The organism is Hafnia paralvei ATCC 29927 (assembly GCF_001655005.1).
GTDB classification, from domain to species: domain Bacteria; phylum Pseudomonadota; class Gammaproteobacteria; order Enterobacterales; family Enterobacteriaceae; genus Hafnia; species Hafnia paralvei.
In genome coordinates this window covers 99854-116745 of sequence record NZ_LXET01000029.1, presented here as the reverse complement: position 1 = coordinate 116745, position 16892 = coordinate 99854, and the positions used below count along the sequence as shown (strand labels likewise).

The following is a 16892-nucleotide window of genomic DNA, read 5'->3' as shown; positions in this document are numbered from 1 at the left end:
CATTACGTGGAACAATGCCAGTAAATAACAAGAAAAAGGATACGTTCTTGCGGCGCTAATGTAATGGAAATACAGGCCTTGATCTATGCTCTAAGACTAATTTCTTGCAGCGGCTTTGTAGATGGCAGAAAAACGCCCAAATGTTGCAAAAATGTTTTATTTTATCGATACTTCGCTGCAAAATTCAGTGTACTTGGTTACTAATGAGAAATCGTCTCAATCTCACATTGCTGAAAGGTGTCAGCTTGGTATTTTTGTGACTTACATCACAAAACAACTACCCAAGAATGGTTAAGCTCAGTATCACAGTAAAGGGCTGCTATCATCATTCAGCCCACTGATTAGCAGAAAGCCAAACTGTTCAAGTTTAACACAGGCTTTACTTCTCCACTGCTAGCTAAGCTGTTTTAGCAAATCAGCCAACAGGAACTTTTTAGTGCATATAGTTTCTGAAAGAGAGCGCATTTATCTGTCTATACTTGTTGCTTGTGCGGCTCATTGACTAAAAAAGTTTAACATTATCAGGAGAGCATTATGGCTGTAACCAATATCGCTGAACTGGATGCGTTAGTAGCGCGTGTAAAAAAAGCCCAGCGTGAGTTTGCCAATTACACTCAAGAGCAAGTCGATAAAATCTTCCGTGCCGCCGCTCTGGCAGCTGCTGATGCCCGTATCCCATTGGCTAAATTAGCCGTTGAGGAATCTGGCATGGGTATCGTGGAAGATAAAGTGATTAAAAACCACTTCGCTTCTGAATATATCTACAACGCGTATAAAGATGAAAAGACCTGCGGTATTCTGTCTCAGGACGATACCTTTGGTACCATCACCATCGCTGAACCTATCGGCATCATCTGTGGTATTGTTCCAACCACAAACCCTACCTCTACGGCAATCTTTAAGGCTCTTATCAGCCTGAAAACGCGTAACGGTATCATCTTCTCTCCGCATCCTCGTGCAAAAAATGCAACGAATAAAGCTGCAGATATCGTGTTGCAAGCGGCTATCGCGGCGGGCGCACCTAAAGACATCATCGGCTGGATCGATCAGCCTAGCGTTGAGCTGTCTAACCAACTGATGCACCACCCAGATATCAACCTGATTCTGGCCACTGGTGGCCCAGGTATGGTGAAAGCGGCATACAGCTCTGGTAAACCGGCTATCGGCGTAGGTGCAGGTAACACTCCGGTTGTTGTCGACGAAACCGCCGATATCAAACGTGTTGTAGCCTCTATCCTGATGTCTAAAACCTTCGATAACGGCGTAATCTGTGCTTCTGAACAGTCTGTTATCGTAGTGGACTCTGTTTATGATGCAGTACGTGAGCGTTTTGCAACTCACGGCGGCTATATGCTGCAAGGTAAAGAACTGAAAGCCGTTCAGGATATCATCCTGAAAAATGGCGGACTGAATGCGGCTATCGTTGGTCAGCCTGCGACTGAAATCGCGAAGATGGCGGGTATCACTGTTCCTGCAACCACCAAGATCCTGATTGGTGAAGTCAAAGTGGTTGACGAATCAGAGCCATTCGCTCATGAAAAACTGTCGCCAACGCTGGCCATGTATCGTGCCAAAAACTTCGAAGAAGCCGTCGCAAAAGCTGAAAAACTGGTTGAGATGGGCGGCATTGGCCACACCTCTTGCCTGTATACCGATCAGGATAACCAACCTGAACGTGTGAATTACTTCGGCGAAAAAATGAAGACCGCACGTATCCTGATTAACACCCCGGCTTCTCAGGGTGGTATCGGTGACCTGTATAACTTCAAACTTGCTCCATCGTTGACTCTGGGTTGTGGTTCTTGGGGTGGTAACTCCATCTCTGAAAACGTCGGGCCTAAACACCTGATGAACAAAAAAACCGTAGCGAAGCGAGCAGAAAACATGTTGTGGCATAAACTTCCGAAATCTATCTACTTCCGCCGTGGCTCCCTGCCAATCGCGCTGGATGAAGTAGCATCTGACGGTGCAAAACGTGCCTTCATCGTGACTGACCGCTTCCTGTTCAACAATGGCTATGCCGATCAGATCACGAAGGTCTTGAAAGGCCACGGTATCGAAACTGAAGTGTTCTTCGAGGTTGAAGCTGATCCAACTCTGAGCATTGTTCGTAAAGGTGCAGAGCTGATGAACTCCTTCAAACCTGACGTGATTATTGCGCTGGGCGGTGGTTCACCGATGGACGCTGCAAAAATCATGTGGGTGATGTACGAGCATCCAGAAACTCACTTCGAAGAACTGGCACTGCGCTTTATGGACATTCGTAAGCGTATCTACAAATTCCCTAAAATGGGCGTGAAAGCGAAAATGATCGCGGTCACAACCACTTCAGGTACCGGTTCAGAAGTCACTCCGTTTGCCGTTGTAACTGATGATGCGACAGGCCAGAAATATCCATTAGCTGACTATGCACTGACGCCAGATATGGCCATCGTTGATGCTAACCTGGTCATGAACATGCCGAAATCACTGTGTGCCTTCGGTGGTCTTGATGCGGTGACTCATGCTCTGGAAGCTTATGTTTCTGTACTGGCTAACGAATACTCCGATGGTCAAGCACTACAAGCATTGAAACTGCTGAAAGAAAACCTGCCAGCAAGCTATGCAGAAGGCGCTAAAAACCCAGTAGCTCGTGAGCGTGTCCATAACGCAGCAACTATTGCGGGTATTGCATTTGCCAACGCCTTCTTGGGTGTGTGTCACTCAATGGCTCATAAACTGGGTTCTGAGTTCCACATCCCTCACGGTTTAGCTAACGCCCTGCTGATCTCTAACGTGATCCGCTATAACGCGAATGACAACCCAACCAAACAGACTGCATTCAGCCAATACGATCGTCCTCAGGCTCGTCGTCGTTATGCTGAAATCGCAGACCACTTGGGTCTGAGTGCACCGGGCGACCGTACTGCAGCTAAGATCGAAAAACTGTTGGTCTGGTTGGATAGCATCAAAGCAGAGCTGGGTATCCCTGCGTCTATTCGTGAAGCTGGCGTTCAGGAAGCAGACTTCTTGGCTAAAGTAGACAAACTGTCTGAAGATGCGTTCGATGACCAGTGTACGGGGGCTAACCCGCGTTACCCACTGATCTCCGAACTGAAGCAGATTCTGATGGATACTTACTACGGCCGTGAATTCAGTGAGTCGCTTGAAGTTGAAACCGTTAAAGCTCCAGCCGCAAAACCGGAAAAGAAATCTAAAAAATAATTAGACTCTTCTTATAGAAAAACCCGCCGATGGCGGGTTTTTTTTGTCCTGTACTCAGTTAATTGCTGTTTAATCTATTTTTATAATTCTTAAAACTCATATCTTCTATTTTAAAACTCTATCGCCGCATGAATTAGAATAAAATATAAATAAAATTTATGTATTAAGTAAGAAAATTGAAATTCGCTGTTTGAAAGCCTTATGGAAACGCCATGACCCGTAAAATGTTCGCTAACGAGGCTCAACGCTAGATAAATAGAAGCGGCGATAGCCACATGAATAGAAAGGTATCTAACGGAGCAAGCGCACGCCCAGAAACTGAGGTGCGCTTTATCTATGGTCTTATCTGGCTTGTGTAGCGTCGTCAAATATCACGCTAGCGCATCTTTGTAGTGTTTACGACATACCGATACATAGCTTTCATTGCCACCGATAACGACCTGCTCACCGTCTTTCAGCGCGTTACCATGCTCATCCAAGCGCAGAACCATATTCGCCTTGCGACCGCAGTGACAAATGGTCTTAAGTTCGACAAGTTTGTCTGCCCAGGCTAATAGATATTGGCTACCACCAAATAGCTCACCGCGGAAATCTGTCCTCAGCCCATAACACAACACGGGAATATCAAGAGAATCCACAACGTCGGAAAGTTGATTTACCTGATCTTTGGTTAAGAACTGGCACTCATCAACCAATACACAGTTGACCGGTAGAGATTCATTCTCTTGGCGAATCATGTCAAATAGAGCCGTTTGGCTATTATATAGCTGAGCCTGTGAACTCAGACCAATACGTGAACTGACCTTCCCTACCCCAAAGCGATTATCAATTTCCGCAGTAAATACCAAAGTCCGCATTCCTCGTTCCTGATAGTTGTAGGAAGACTGGAGTAACGCCGTTGATTTACCTGCATTCATCGCTGAATAATAAAAATATAGTTGTGCCACAACCTGCCCTAAGCCCCCATTTAGAATTGCGTAACTGGCGCGATTTTATCACAGCCAGCACAACGATGATGGGAGAAAATTAGGTAAAATGCTGATTGTCTAACTGAGATATTCTTAAAGCCCGTATCTATATCAATATCTGTTAAAACAATATTTTGGCTAAAAATGAGTGCGGCATCACTTAATCAAACAAAATCATTCCCTCACAAACTCTGTTTTTGCTAATTGATAGAATTGCAACTATAAAGGGGTTTAGCACTCCGAAGCTCTGATAATCGTCACTCTTTACTATCTTATATGTAACGATGAATTCTGTTACATGAGTATGCTCTGCTTAAAACCTGTAGATTTAATCAACAAAAAATATCCACCGATGGGACATAGCAATGAGGCTTGTAGGTATATATTTTAATAGTCACCTCTATCGGTTTTGCTGGTAATGAGGTCTATTGTAATCTGAATAACAAGCAGCTATATTCGTTGTAGTGTTTAAAGAGGCATTATTTGCTTATATTACGAAATATTTTGCTAATCTTACAAAATTCACTATTGCGTTAAATAAACTGGCACTCTATTATAATCGAGACGCCCCCCACCAATATAATTTGAGATTAGGACAATGAGCGAAGCATTAAAAATTCTGAACAACATCCGTACTCTTCGTGCTCAGGCTAGAGAATGCTCTTTAGAAACTCTGGAAGAAATGCTGGAGAAGTTGGAAGTTGTCGTAAAAGAACGTCGTGAAGAAGATAGCCAGGCTCAAGCAGAAATCGAAGAGCGTACCCGCAAACTGCAGCAATATCGCGAAATGCTGATTGCAGACGGTATCGACCCTAACGAACTGCTGCAGAGCATGGCTGCGGGTAAAGCACCAGGTAAAGCTAAGCGCGCTGCGCGTCCAGCTAAGTACCAGTATGTTGATGAAAATGGCGAAACTAAAACCTGGACCGGCCAAGGCCGTACCCCAGCAGTTATCAAGCACGCTATTGAAGAACAAGGTAAGTCTCTGGACGATTTCCTGCTGTAATTTTCCTCGCGAACATTACCATTGAATCAGTCAAAATAGCCTCTTATGAGGCTATTTTTTTTACCTGCAATTCGCTGTCATTTCAATATCCCTCTCCTCACGATTTCCCCGCCAGTTTATAAACTTAAAGATAGAGGATATTGCGCCACTATTCTGTGCCATTTCACATCCATGCCAAACACCAGACGAGGGTGTTATGAACACTTCTCCTATCTATCAATTTAGGAATGCAAACCCTTTAGGGAAACCATCAGGCTAAATGAAACGCTAAAGGCATCATGGGACAACGGCTGAAAAAGATCTCCTTTGGTTTAATTTTTACATCTTCTCTGTCGTTTCATTCTTTGTTGTGCAGAGAATAGCTCAGTAGCGAAATCCATTTTCGCTAGAGGATAGCGCAACATAGGCTTTAAGTAATAAACATCAGAAACTATGGTTATATTGATATTATGAATCTTCAATCTGGCTAATCTTTTTCCACACAAGCCATCATTACTACAAAAGAGGTATGGGACTGTTCCCGAATATCTGAGTTGAGACAAGAAGATTCCTGAATGGCGAACATGATTGAAGAAGACATCGCTTTTGTAAAGCAAGCTCGCCCTTGTCATAGTTTGTTGCTTCCACTGAGATATTAGACAAAATTTAAATTAAACCGTATCTAGTTTGTGACAATTATTTACTTCAAAAACTATTCACTCTTTATCAAAAAAAATTTACCAAATAAAAAAAGGGATGCACATGCATCCCCTCTATCACGATATCGCTTAGCTAGCGCTGTCGCTATTCGTCATTTAAGTCCAGTGACTTTAACCAGCTAGTGAATTCCTTGCCTAAAGAAGCATGGCGCATACCGTATTCCACGAAGGCTTGCATATAGCCCATTTTGTTGCCGCAGTCGTGGCTTAAGCCTTTCAGATGATATGCTTCAACGGTTTCTTTCTTCATTAACATGGCAATGGCATCTGTGAGCTGAATCTCCTCACCCGCACCAGGAGGTGTCTTAGAAAGCAGAGGCCAAATTTCTGGAGACAAGACATAGCGACCAACGATGGAAAGATTTGAAGGCGCCTTATCGCGCGCAGGCTTCTCTACTACCGCTTTCATCGGAGTACTTTCACCGGCCTTCAGATCAACACCGCTGCAATCTGCAACGCCGTAGTTAGACACATTTTCCATCGGTACTGGCTCAACCATAATTTGGCTGTGACCAGTTTCTTCGTAGCGTGACAACATTTCGCTTAGGTTATCTTTACTCAGATCCGAAGTGTACTCATCCAAAATCACATCTGGCAGGATGACAGCGAACGGCTCATCACCAACCAGTGGATAAGCACATAGGATTGCATGTCCAAGCCCTTTAGCCAGTCCCTGACGAACCTGCATAATAGTGACATGCTTAGGACAAATAGATTGAACCTCGGCGAGCAACTGGCGTTTTACACGCTTTTCCAGCATGGCTTCTAATTCAAAGCTGGTGTCAAAATGGTTTTCAATAGAGTTTTTTGAAGAGTGAGTAACCAGAATAATCTCGTTAATACCCGCAGCAATACACTCATTAACAACATATTGAATCAGCGGCTTATCGACCAACGGAAGCATCTCTTTTGGGATAGCTTTGGTTGCTGGCAACATGCGAGTTCCAAGTCCGGCAACAGGTATAACAGCTTTTCTGATTTTTCTTACTGACGTTGACATACAACCTCTCTAATCGTTTAGCTCTATGTTCATTTCCGTTCTTCTTCCGGACATGAATGCTAATTACCAGCGCGAGTATATCAGTTCGTAGTTTATGCGCATTAATTTCAAGGCAATTACAGATTGATTGAAGATATTACCAGCAAACCTGCTTTTAGATTATTAATTGCCCATCAATGCCTCATTCTTGGAAGCAGATAAAACTGAAAACGGATTTATTATTGCGGGGATGTCAGCATCAACTTTAAATGTCCACCTGCGCCCCAAATCTGGCTCTGCCAGTGACTGCAGCGTTGGCTCACCTGATTGACATGGATTGATCCCATGGTTCCTAGCGGAACACCGCTGCTCAGCTGTATCAAATGCTCTCCGGCATGAATTTTGGCATGCAGCCCTGCAGATACCAGAATCAGATTTTGTAATTGCGTGTGGTAATAGCCCGCCAACAAGGGAAACTGCCCTTCAAGGTTTGCCTGCCGCAGCAGTTGATTCACCTGTTTTAGAATCGTTGACATCTGAGGCAAGCGCTGTTGTTGATGCGCTAACTGTTCCTGCAACAATCCGTTAAAAATCGCGCGCACCATTAATGCCGCTAAAATGCCGTTTTCCCCAGCCCGAGAAATGTCCAAACAATAAAACGCCAGATCGGTATCAGATAAAGGCGCAATATCTAAAACCAGCCCCAGATTATTGAATGAAGTCAGTTGGCGATAATTGACCTTACAGCCACAGATCGTCTGCTGAACCGGCGGCTGCAGCTGCTTCAGTAGCCGAGCAGCATATTCGGGATCTCGGCTTAGTAATTCCCAATCATGCGCCAATTCATCTTTTTCTAACGCAGGAGAATCAAACAAATCGGGGTAAAAACATGACAGTAATGTTTCTTGCAACCGACTCAGATCGGTTATTGGCTTGAGTAAAACGTCACGCACGCCTAACCGCATCGCATTCGCGACATCAGCCATTTCTTCAGTGGCTGAAATCACAACCACCGGTGTTTGAAGACCTTTTTCTCTTAGCCGCTTTACGAATTCAATCCCGCCCATTTCGGGCATCGCCAGATCGCATAAGATAGCATCGGGGATATATGGATCCAGTAAACTTAATGCCTCTATTCCATTGGCGGCCTCTTGAACTAAGGCGCCCTGGGCTTGGAGGTATCCGGTAAGTACACTGCGAAAAACAGGATCGTCCTCAACGATCAAGATCCGCTTACTTTCCAGTGGCTGCGCCATTTATAACCTCCTTTCACTAGTGCTCCTTCTATTTTGGCTCAAGATGTGCCCTTGTGCCGCATAGATATTTCTGTAATCGCGTGTTTTGCGGGCTATTGCGCACATTTAACTAAAAGATCTATTCGTTACAAAGATTTACTAGGCATTATCCACAACGCATATCAAGCCATTCCTTCATAGCCGCTGCAATGAGGATTCGCTACCATAGTGGCCATATTTTTGTTTTAGCTTTGAGGCCAACTTATGCTCTCGTCATCTATTTCTTCATCCCTCAGTGATGATGCGCTGTGCCCGTGCGGCAGTGGCAAAACCTACGCACAGTGCTGTGGACCCATTATTGGTGGTCAATCCTTTGCCGTCGAAGCCGAGCAGCTGATGCGTTCGCGCTATACCGCCTACGTGACGCACAACGCCGACTACCTGATTGACAGCTGGCATCCTGATTGCCAAATGCAGAGCCAACGTGCAGCAATAGAAGAAAGTTTTTCCGATACCAAGTGGCTTGGGTTGACTATTGTTAAAACCGACAAAGGACGAAATGAAGATGAGGGCTTTGTCGAATTCTTTGCCCGATACTCTTCTGAAACCGAGCAACAAAATAATTCGATTCATGAATGTTCGCGCTTTATTCGTTTGAATCAACGTTGGTATTATGTGGATGGAACCAAACCTCAGGTTGGCAGAAACGATCCTTGCCCTTGCGGTTCTGGTAAAAAATATAAGAAATGCTGTGGGCAGTAAGCTCATCAGCAACAATAAATCGATCGTCGTACAGACAGGAAACCAACACATGTCACAGCCCGTTGTTCAACGCAAAGTTCTTCGTACCATCTGCCCTGATGCTAAAGGTCTGATCGCGAAAATCACTAACATTTGTTACAAACATCAACTTAATATCATCCAGAATAATGAGTTTGTTGATCACCTTACCGGACGATTTTTCATGCGGACGGAACTGGAAGGGATTTTCAACGACGAAACACTACTTGCCGATCTCGATGGTGCATTGCCTTCCGGCTCCGAACGCGAACTGACCGTTGCTGGACGTCAACGCATTGTGGTGCTGGTCACTAAAGAAGCGCATTGTCTTGGCGACCTGCTGATGAAAAGTGCGTTTGGCGGATTAGACGTTGAAATTGCGGCGGTAATCGGTAATCACGCCACATTACAGTCATTAGTTGAACGTTTTGATATTCCTTTCACCTTAGTGAGCCATGAAGGACTATCGCGCGAAGAACATGATGCAGCCATGGTGGGTGAAATTAAAAAACATGCGCCTGACTATGTCGTGCTGGCTAAATATATGCGCATACTGACGCCCGACTTCATTAGCCACTTCCCAAATCAAATCATTAATATCCATCACTCTTTCCTTCCCGCGTTTATTGGTGCTCGACCTTATCATCAGGCCTACGAGCGCGGAGTGAAAATCATAGGCGCAACGGCGCACTTCGTGAATAACGATTTGGATGAAGGTCCAATCATCATGCAGGACGTGATTAACGTCGATCATACCTATACTGCGGATGAAATGATGCGCGCGGGACGCGACGTCGAGAAAAACGTGCTAAGTCGTGCACTTTATCGTGTGCTAGCACAACGCGTATTTGTTTATGGGAATCGGACGGTTATATTCTAATTGTCGATTTTTGCTCTGCATATTGTTCATTCAAAAAGCGTTAAGAGCAAAAAAACGGCAAACGAAATATTTTTTACCTCCCAATGCTTTACAGCGCGGCGCGATTTGTTATTATGCGCCCCGCTTCCGCTAATAACGGGGCGACAAAAAATCTGGTGGGGTTCCCGAGCGGCCAAAGGGAGCAGACTGTAAATCTGCCGTCTCAGACTTCGAAGGTTCGAATCCTTCCCCCACCACCATCTTCTCTTTCAGAGTCGATAAAAAGCTGTCAGCCACAGCTTTCCGGAGAAAACCGGACAACAATTCGCAACCACGAATTTCGTGGTGGGGTTCCCGAGCGGCCAAAGGGAGCAGACTGTAAATCTGCCGTCTCAGACTTCGAAGGTTCGAATCCTTCCCCCACCACCATCCTTTCTTATAGCAATACAATCTCATACGAACACAGAAATCGCATATTCCCCACGGGGAAAGTTGAGAAGCATCTCGTTCATTTAGATTGTCGCATTCTGAATCATCTTCTTGAATTCCTTGTACCAATCCGCTATACCACTGTTTTTCTCTCCAGCAGTAAGGTTCTGTCATGCGTAATAATATCTGCGTTTTTTGCGGCGCGAGTGAAGGTGTATCCCCAGCTTACGCCGACGCAGCAAAACGCTTAGGTCACACTCTGGCTCAACAAGGGCGCCGTTTAGTCTATGGCGGTGGCAACAAGGGCTTGATGGGAATATTAGCTAATGCGGTACTTGATGCCGGCGGTGAGGTACACGGCGTGATCCCTCAGCGTTTAGTCGAGGCTGAAACCGCGCATTACGGCTTGACCTCGCTTGATATTGTTCCTGATATGCATACTCGCAAAGCCCGCATGGCAGAGCTATCCGATGGTTTCATCGCCCTACCTGGCGGCATTGGCACTCTTGAGGAGCTGTTTGAAATTTGGACCTGGAGCCAGATTGGATATCACACCAAACCAATCGCATTAATGGACGTCAACGGCTATTACGCTAAGCTTATCGAGTTTCTGCGCTTCAGCGCCGAGCAAGGCTTTGTGCGACAGCAATACATCGATACGTTGATGTGTTTACAAGATCCATTGGCCTTGCTAGATCAATTCGATCGCTACCAGCCGCATAATCTGAACCGATGGGCGTAATCGGCTAGTTTCTGCGATTTCTGAATCGTAGAGCTTTCTGCTACTATTCACCGACCACTGTAGTTAATAACTGTTTGTTAACAAATTTTTGTTATCCGCTGTTTATTAACAAGAATTCTTCAAAATGGCCTGCGCTTATGAAATTTATCTCTTTCAATATTAATGGACTACGAGCTCGTCCACATCAACTCGAAGCCATCATCGCCAAACATCAGCCAGATGTGATTGGTCTACAAGAAACCAAAGTTCACGATGATATGTTCCCACTGGCTGATCTGGAACATCTGGGCTACCACATTTTTTATCATGGTCAGAAAGGACATTACGGCGTTGCCCTACTCACTAAAGAGCAGCCATTAGCCGTACGTAAAGGTTTTCCTACTGATGAGGAAGATGCTCAGCGTCGCATTATCATGGCTGATATCGCGACACCAACCGGCGTGCTCACCGTCATTAACGGCTATTTCCCACAGGGAGAAAGCCGCGACCATCCAATAAAATTCCCTGCAAAGACCAAGTTCTATCAAGACCTGCAAAACTATCTTGAGACAGAGCAGACCCCAGCAGGACAAGTGATTGTCATGGGCGACGTGAACATCAGCCCGACAGACAGCGACATTGGCATCGGCGAAGAGAACCGCAAGCGCTGGCTGCGCACGGGCAAATGCTCATTCTTGCCGGAAGAGCGTGAGTGGATGGACCGCCTGAAAAATTGGGGTCTCATTGACACTTATCGCCAAGCTAACCCAGAGCGTAACGATCAGTTCTCGTGGTTTGACTATCGCTCAAAAGGCTTCGATGAAAATCGTGGTCTGCGCATAGATTTAGTCTTAGCCAGTCAGTCATTGGCCGAGCGCTGCATTGATACGGGCATAGATTATGAAATCCGTGGTATGGAAAAACCGTCTGACCATGCCCCAATCTGGGCTGATTTCAAGCTGGCGTAATCACGATGACAGCCTCTGTTAAACCCATTGACGTGGTAGCCGCGATCGTCGAGTTTCGCGGCAAGATCCTGCTGGCGCAACGTGGCGATCATAAGGATCAGGCTGGATTATGGGAGTTTCCCGGCGGTAAAGTCGAGCCCGGTGAAACGCAGCCGGAAGCCTTGTGCCGAGAGTTACGGGAGGAGCTGTCGGTAACATGCAGCGTTGCAGACTATGTGGCGAGCAGTACGTTGAAACTGGAGAACAAAACCATTCATTTGCATGCGTGGCGCGTTCAACATACTGACGGAGAATTCACTGCAAATGAGCACGCGGCTCTGGTGTGGGTCACTCCACAGGAAGCAGAGTCCTATCATTTAGCTCCGGCCGACGTCCCTTTGCTGAAAGCTTATCGAACCAAACTTGAGTCACTTTCGCAGCAGGATTAATTAGCCATTAGCCTGCCGTTGAATTCCGCCCTTAACTTTTTACGCTGGGGCGGAATTCAACAAAATTATTATTTACGTAATACAACCCAGCGTAAGTTGTTGGTGCTTAATACATTTTTATCTGCCGTACACTGCAATAACACGCCTTCAGCTTTAACCACCGCCCCTTCTGAGTAGCTACGATTATCATAGATACAGCAGCGTGGACAGTTAACGTTACTTTCAGTATTGCTATAGCCGTTCGCATTATTGAGGATCTCTGGAGAAACCGGCACCACCACATCAATACCCTTGTTATGATTTGCCCACGCTGAGGCGCTGAGCAGCACCACTGGCAATACCCAGAATCCTATCGAACTCTTGTTCATGCCTTATTCTCCTTTGCTTTAGGCTTATATTTTCTCTTGGCGCTCTTTTCCGCTGCGGGTGGCAATCCACGGAACGCCTGCGGATTTCGATTACTACGCGCCTGCTCGATAAGCTGATACAAAGTACCGACCAAAGGCTGCATGAAATCCTGATAGCGTCGCGTTTTTTCACTGATTTGCGTCAGCGTGGCTTCCCAGTCAGCCGTCATATCTGGACGAGCAGCAATCTCCGGTAAACAGTGGATCAGTGCTCTGCCCGCTTCTGACGAATGAATATAGCGACCCTTTTTGTACAAAAATGTACGCCGGAACAACAACTCTATAATTCCGGCACGCGTTGCTTCGGTACCTAAACCATCGGTCGCTCGCAGGATTTTCTTTAGCTCTTTATCTTGTACAAAACGTGCGATACCCGTCATCGCCGATAATAACGTCGCATCGGTAAACGGGCGTGGCGGCTGAGTTTGACGCTCCATCAGCTCACCTTTTTCACACAGCAACTCATCGCCCTTTGCTACTACCGGTAATGGAGAGCCTTCATCTTCGTCATCTCGCTCCTTCGCTCCCAGCAACGCACGCCAGCCTGCTTCAGCTAAGAAACGTGCTTTAGCGACAAATTTGCCGTTAGCGATATCCAGATCAATGACACATTTACGGTACATAGCATCGGGACAAAACTGCATGAGATACTGACGGGCGACTAGCGTATAAATTTTGCGTTCATCGTCGCTCAAATTGATATTTCCAGCGCGAGCCGTAGGAATAATGGCGTGGTGAGCATCGACTTTTTTGTCATCCCAACAGCGATTACGTTTGTCGGGATCAACCGCTGCTACCTGTTGCAGCTCTGGAACGTGCGATGCAATCGCATTCATCACCGCATGGCGTCCAGCAAAATGCTCTTCTGGCAAATAGCGGCTATCTGAACGCGGATAGGTGATCAATTTGTGAGTTTCATACAGGCGTTGACAGAGATCGAGAACCTGCTGGGCGCTGAGATTAAAACGCTTGGCGGCCTCGATCTGCAACGTAGAAAGTGAGAAGGGTAACGGTGCGGTCTCTGATTCACGTTTATCGTTATAGCCCGTCACCATCGCGGGTTGGCCTTCGATACGCTTGATGACGTGTTCAGCTAACGCCTTGTTGAGCAAGCGCCCCTCTTCATCCTGATGAGGCTCACAAGACTCACTGGGTACCCACATCGCGGTAAAGCGTTCTTCCGCTGGCGTAACAATATGCGCTTTGACTTCATAGAAATCTTTGCTGACGAAGTTTTCAATCTCTTCGTCACGACGCACCACCAGCCCCAGTACAGGCGTCTGCACTCGCCCAACCGATAGCACACCGTTGTAACCTGCATTCCGACCTAAAATAGTATAGGCGCGGGTCATATTGATGCCGTATAGCCAATCAGCTCGCGAACGAGCCAGCGCCGATACGCACAGCGGAATAAACTCGCGGTTATCGCGTAAACGCGACACTGCGCGCTCGACGGCCTGAGGGTTCAAGTCATTGATCAGGCAGCGCTGGACGTTTTGACGCTTTTCTGGCGCGAGCTCCAAATAATCCAGTACCTCGTCAACCAGTAACTGCCCTTCGCGATCCGGGTCACCGGCGTGGATCACTTGCTCTGCCTCACCCAGCAATCTTTTAATCACATTGAGCTGCTTGGCAACCGAAGGCTTTGGCTTAAGCTGCCACTTCTCGGGCACGATGGGTAAATCAGCCAGATTCCACCGCGCATAGCGTGTGTCGTAGGCATCGGGCTCAGCCTGTTCGAGCAAATGTCCAATACACCACGTGACAGTGTCACCTGAACCACAAGAGATATAACCATCACCGCGACGGTGAGGTTTTGGCAGCACGTCAGCAATCGCGCGCGCCAGGCTTGGTTTTTCCGCAATAAACAGACGCATCAGTCACCGTAAGTCTGGCTGGTCGCCAATAAATAGTCCTTAACTTCCGAGTAGTTACCTCGAAAGACAATACGCTCCGCTTTCTTTTCCAGTTGATAGCGGTACATCGGGTCGTAATATTCATTCAAAAGCGGCACGAGCCATGCCAGATGTCCATCGCTATTTCGCGTTTCGCGCTGCTGAGTCAGTGCCTGTTCCAGATACTGTTTCAACTTGGCGTAACGTTCCATGCCTAGACGTTTACGAATGGCAAATAAGCCGTGGTTTAAATACTCGGCATAGTTATCCCAACCCTGCTCACGTCCGTAAACACGCTCAAACTCCACGCGCATCAGGTCGATATATTCTTCCTGTAGGCGCAGTACACGTGTTTCAAACGGATCGTCTACCACCGCCACCGGCGCTTTTTGCATCCGATCATAAAAACAAACGGGCAGATGATTCGAGCCGATAATTCGTCCCTCGTCTTCAAGGAACCAATGACGGATACCTGCATCTTGTTTCTTTAATAAATCAACGGCTAAACGATTTTCGAAATCGACTTGGCTGCTTTGGCTGACCAGCGTTCGTCCAAAAGACGATCCGCGGTGATGCGCAACGCCTTCAAGATCGATCCCCGCCGCCAACTCGCGCAGCATACGGGTTTTACCACTGCCGGTATTACCGCCGATCAATACCATCGGCAGCAGTGACGCTTGTTCGGTCGCTTGAAAAGCGTAGGTGCGCAACGCTTTGTAACCGCCCTCTATCAGAGGGTAGTCCACACCGCTTTCATGCAGCCATTGCTGAACGATATGCGAACGCAATCCGCCTCGAAAACAGTAGATGTAGCCCTGTGGGTGACGTTTACACTGTTCACGCCATGCGGCAATGCGTGCATCACGCACTGCACCATACACCAGCTCGTTGCCAAGTTTGATCGCCGCATCCTGCCCATGCTGCTTGTAGCAAATCCCCACGGCTTCACGCTCACTGTCGAGCATTAACGGTAGATTCTGAGCGCTTGGAAAAGCACCTTGTTGGAACTCAACGGGAGCGCGAACGTCAATAAGCGGAACATCATCGACCAAAATGCGGTGATAATCCGCGCTGTCAGCTCGAGAACTGACCCGCGAATTAGAGAGCAAAACCATTACCGCACCTCGATAAGAGGCTGATCTGGCTGTCGTACATGCAGCTCACCGATAGCGCTGAGCGTCAGGCCAAAGCGATTAGCCACCTCTTGCACCTGAGTTTCGGCTTCTGGCAATACTGCCAACAGTAAACCGCCAGATGTTTGTGGATCACACAGCAGTTTGCGTTGCAGCTCGGTCATGTCACCCACAAGATGACCATAACTTTCAAAGTTACGCCCAGTTCCCCCCGGTACGCAGCCTTCATTAATGTAGTTTTCTACGTCAGGCAGCTTAGGCACCTGATCAAACCAAATCGTAGCTTGCAGATCCGACCCATGGCAAATTTCGCTCAGATGCCCCAGCAAACCAAAACCGGTGACATCGGTCATGGCGGTAACGCCAGCAATATCGGCGAAGTCAGCGCCGGGCTTATTAAGCTGACACATGGTTTCAGTCGCCACGCCTTGATGTTCTGGACGCAGTTTGCTTTTCTTCTCAGCGGTGGTAAGTACGCCAATCCCTAAAGGCTTGGTGAGATACAACTTACACCCCGACTGCGCAGCGCTATTTTTCTTCACGCGATCGGTGCTCACCATGCCCGTCACAGCTAAGCCAAAGATGGGCTCAGGAGCATCAATAGAATGTCCCCCCGCCAATGAAATCCCCGCCTGTTGGCAAACAAAGCGTCCGCCTTCAATCACTTTCTGGGCAATTTCCGGTGCCAACTTGTCTACCGGCCAGCCCAAGATAGCAATAGCCATGATTGGCTTACCGCCCATCGCGTAAATATCACTAATCGCGTTAGTCGCGGCAATTCGACCAAAGTCGAAGGGATCATCCACGATAGGCATAAAGAAGTCGGTAGTGCTGATAATGCCAATACCGTTGCCGATATCATAAACGGCTGCATCATCACGGGTTTCATTGCCAACTAACAGATTTGGATCGACAAACTTGGCTTGTTCACTGTGCAGAATGGTTTCTAACACTTTAGGGGAGATCTTACATCCACATCCCGCCCCATGGCTGTACTGAGTCAAACGAATGGCTGGCGCAGTCATATCTACTCCTTTCCATTAATCCTCAAATTAGTTGGGATTGCTGTGCATACCGCTACGCAGCAATTTCGACTAAGGAGGTTGGTAGTCAAAAAAAATCAATGACTGCTATGTTAGCGCTTGGAGGCTAACTTAGTAAGGGAGCAGAGAAAATACCGGA

At 47.0% G+C, this 16892-nt stretch carries 14 protein-coding genes and 2 tRNA genes; 9 read left to right on the top strand and 7 right to left on the bottom strand.

Features of this window, described 5'->3' with window-relative positions; all coding sequences use genetic code 11:
* Window positions 1-534: 534 nt before the first annotated feature.
* Complete coding sequence (gene adhE, locus M988_RS08305; RefSeq protein WP_039186438.1) at window positions 535-3204, top strand: bifunctional acetaldehyde-CoA/alcohol dehydrogenase; 2670 nt, start codon at window positions 535-537, stop codon at window positions 3202-3204.
* A gap of 371 nt (window positions 3205-3575) precedes the next feature.
* Here the strand turns inward: adhE and M988_RS08300 are convergent, their stop codons facing one another.
* Window positions 3576-4151, bottom strand: coding sequence for a thymidine kinase (locus M988_RS08300; RefSeq protein ID WP_008813725.1), 576 nt, complete (start codon window positions 4149-4151; stop codon window positions 3576-3578).
* Between the two features lie 619 nt (window positions 4152-4770).
* Between M988_RS08300 and hns the strand changes: the two genes are divergently transcribed.
* The gene (hns, locus tag M988_RS08295; protein ID WP_004093062.1) at window positions 4771-5178 is read left to right on the top strand and encodes a histone-like nucleoid-structuring protein H-NS; all 408 of its coding nucleotides are present in this window, start codon (window positions 4771-4773) and stop codon (window positions 5176-5178) included.
* A gap of 783 nt (window positions 5179-5961) precedes the next feature.
* Here the strand turns inward: hns and galU are convergent.
* Window positions 5962-6876: a UTP--glucose-1-phosphate uridylyltransferase GalU gene (gene galU, locus M988_RS08290; protein ID WP_008813726.1), complete on the bottom strand. Its 915-nt coding sequence runs from the start codon at window positions 6874-6876 to the stop codon at window positions 5962-5964.
* A gap of 218 nt (window positions 6877-7094) precedes the next feature.
* Window positions 7095-8111 carry a two-component system response regulator RssB gene (gene rssB, locus M988_RS08285; RefSeq protein WP_064573641.1) on the bottom strand — a complete coding sequence of 339 codons (1017 nt, stop codon included), beginning with the start codon at window positions 8109-8111 and terminating at the stop codon, window positions 7095-7097.
* A 243-nt stretch (window positions 8112-8354) separates the two neighbouring features.
* Between rssB and M988_RS08280 the strand changes: the two genes are divergently transcribed.
* From M988_RS08280 to M988_RS08250, 7 genes are all read left to right on the top strand, one after another.
* Entirely contained in the window at window positions 8355-8852 is a 498-nt protein-coding gene (locus M988_RS08280) for a YchJ family protein (protein ID WP_064573639.1), read from the top strand.
* A gap of 49 nt (window positions 8853-8901) precedes the next feature.
* Window positions 8902-9750, top strand: a complete 849-nt coding sequence (gene purU / locus M988_RS08275; protein WP_008813729.1) for a formyltetrahydrofolate deformylase — start codon at window positions 8902-8904, stop codon at window positions 9748-9750.
* Window positions 9751-9904: 154 nt separating this feature from the next.
* Window positions 9905-9989, top strand: a tRNA-Tyr gene (locus tag M988_RS08270).
* An 84-nt stretch (window positions 9990-10073) separates the two neighbouring features.
* Window positions 10074-10158: transfer RNA gene (locus M988_RS08265), tRNA-Tyr, on the top strand.
* Between the two features lie 172 nt (window positions 10159-10330).
* Entirely contained in the window at window positions 10331-10900 is a 570-nt protein-coding gene (locus M988_RS08260) for an LOG family protein (protein WP_008813730.1), read from the top strand.
* 137 nt (window positions 10901-11037) lie between these two features.
* On the top strand, window positions 11038-11847 hold the full coding sequence (gene xthA / locus M988_RS08255) for an exodeoxyribonuclease III (RefSeq protein WP_008813731.1): 810 nt from the start codon (window positions 11038-11040) through the stop codon (window positions 11845-11847).
* A 5-nt stretch (window positions 11848-11852) separates the two neighbouring features.
* On the top strand, window positions 11853-12275 hold the full coding sequence (locus tag M988_RS08250; RefSeq protein WP_008813732.1) for a pyrimidine (deoxy)nucleoside triphosphate diphosphatase: 423 nt from the start codon (window positions 11853-11855) through the stop codon (window positions 12273-12275).
* A 68-nt stretch (window positions 12276-12343) separates the two neighbouring features.
* On the opposite strand, the gene M988_RS08245 is transcribed toward M988_RS08250, so the two are convergent.
* The 4 genes from M988_RS08245 to selD are packed head-to-tail and all read right to left on the bottom strand — an operon-like array spanning window position 12344 to window position 16735.
* Window positions 12344-12643 carry a DUF1496 domain-containing protein gene (locus tag M988_RS08245; RefSeq protein WP_008813733.1) on the bottom strand — a complete coding sequence of 100 codons (300 nt, stop codon included), beginning with the start codon at window positions 12641-12643 and terminating at the stop codon, window positions 12344-12346.
* Window positions 12640-14559 carry a DNA topoisomerase III gene (locus M988_RS08240; protein ID WP_008813734.1) on the bottom strand — a complete coding sequence of 640 codons (1920 nt, stop codon included), beginning with the start codon at window positions 14557-14559 and terminating at the stop codon, window positions 12640-12642. The genes M988_RS08245 and M988_RS08240 overlap by 4 nt, the downstream gene beginning before the upstream one ends.
* Complete coding sequence (mnmH, locus tag M988_RS08235) at window positions 14559-15692, bottom strand: tRNA 2-selenouridine(34) synthase MnmH (protein ID WP_064573637.1); 1134 nt, start codon at window positions 15690-15692, stop codon at window positions 14559-14561. The genes M988_RS08240 and mnmH overlap by 1 nt, the downstream gene beginning before the upstream one ends.
* Window positions 15692-16735 (bottom strand): selenide, water dikinase SelD, encoded by a 1044-nt coding sequence (gene selD, locus M988_RS08230; protein WP_008813736.1) that lies wholly within the window; start codon window positions 16733-16735, stop codon window positions 15692-15694. Before selD ends, mnmH begins: the two co-directional genes overlap by 1 nt.
* Between the last annotated feature and the right edge of the window lie 157 nt (window positions 16736-16892).

Coding starts and splice junctions, on each gene's coding strand:
- adhE (WP_039186438.1), top strand. CDS start 535: ATGGCTGTAACCAATATCGCTGAACTGGATGCGTTAGTAGCGCGTGTA.
- hns (WP_004093062.1), top strand. CDS start 4,771: ATGAGCGAAGCATTAAAAATTCTGAACAACATCCGTACTCTTCGTGCT.
- galU (WP_008813726.1), bottom strand. CDS start 6,876: ATGTCAACGTCAGTAAGAAAAATCAGAAAAGCTGTTATACCTGTTGCC.
- rssB (WP_064573641.1), bottom strand. CDS start 8,111: ATGGCGCAGCCACTGGAAAGTAAGCGGATCTTGATCGTTGAGGACGAT.
- M988_RS08280 (WP_064573639.1), top strand. CDS start 8,355: ATGCTCTCGTCATCTATTTCTTCATCCCTCAGTGATGATGCGCTGTGC.
- purU (WP_008813729.1), top strand. CDS start 8,902: ATGTCACAGCCCGTTGTTCAACGCAAAGTTCTTCGTACCATCTGCCCT.
- M988_RS08260 (WP_008813730.1), top strand. CDS start 10,331: ATGCGTAATAATATCTGCGTTTTTTGCGGCGCGAGTGAAGGTGTATCC.
- xthA (WP_008813731.1), top strand. CDS start 11,038: ATGAAATTTATCTCTTTCAATATTAATGGACTACGAGCTCGTCCACAT.
- M988_RS08250 (WP_008813732.1), top strand. CDS start 11,853: ATGACAGCCTCTGTTAAACCCATTGACGTGGTAGCCGCGATCGTCGAG.
- M988_RS08245 (WP_008813733.1), bottom strand. CDS start 12,643: ATGAACAAGAGTTCGATAGGATTCTGGGTATTGCCAGTGGTGCTGCTC.
- M988_RS08240 (WP_008813734.1), bottom strand. CDS start 14,559: ATGCGTCTGTTTATTGCGGAAAAACCAAGCCTGGCGCGCGCGATTGCT.
- mnmH (WP_064573637.1), bottom strand. CDS start 15,692: ATGGTTTTGCTCTCTAATTCGCGGGTCAGTTCTCGAGCTGACAGCGCG.
- selD (WP_008813736.1), bottom strand. CDS start 16,735: ATGACTGCGCCAGCCATTCGTTTGACTCAGTACAGCCATGGGGCGGGA.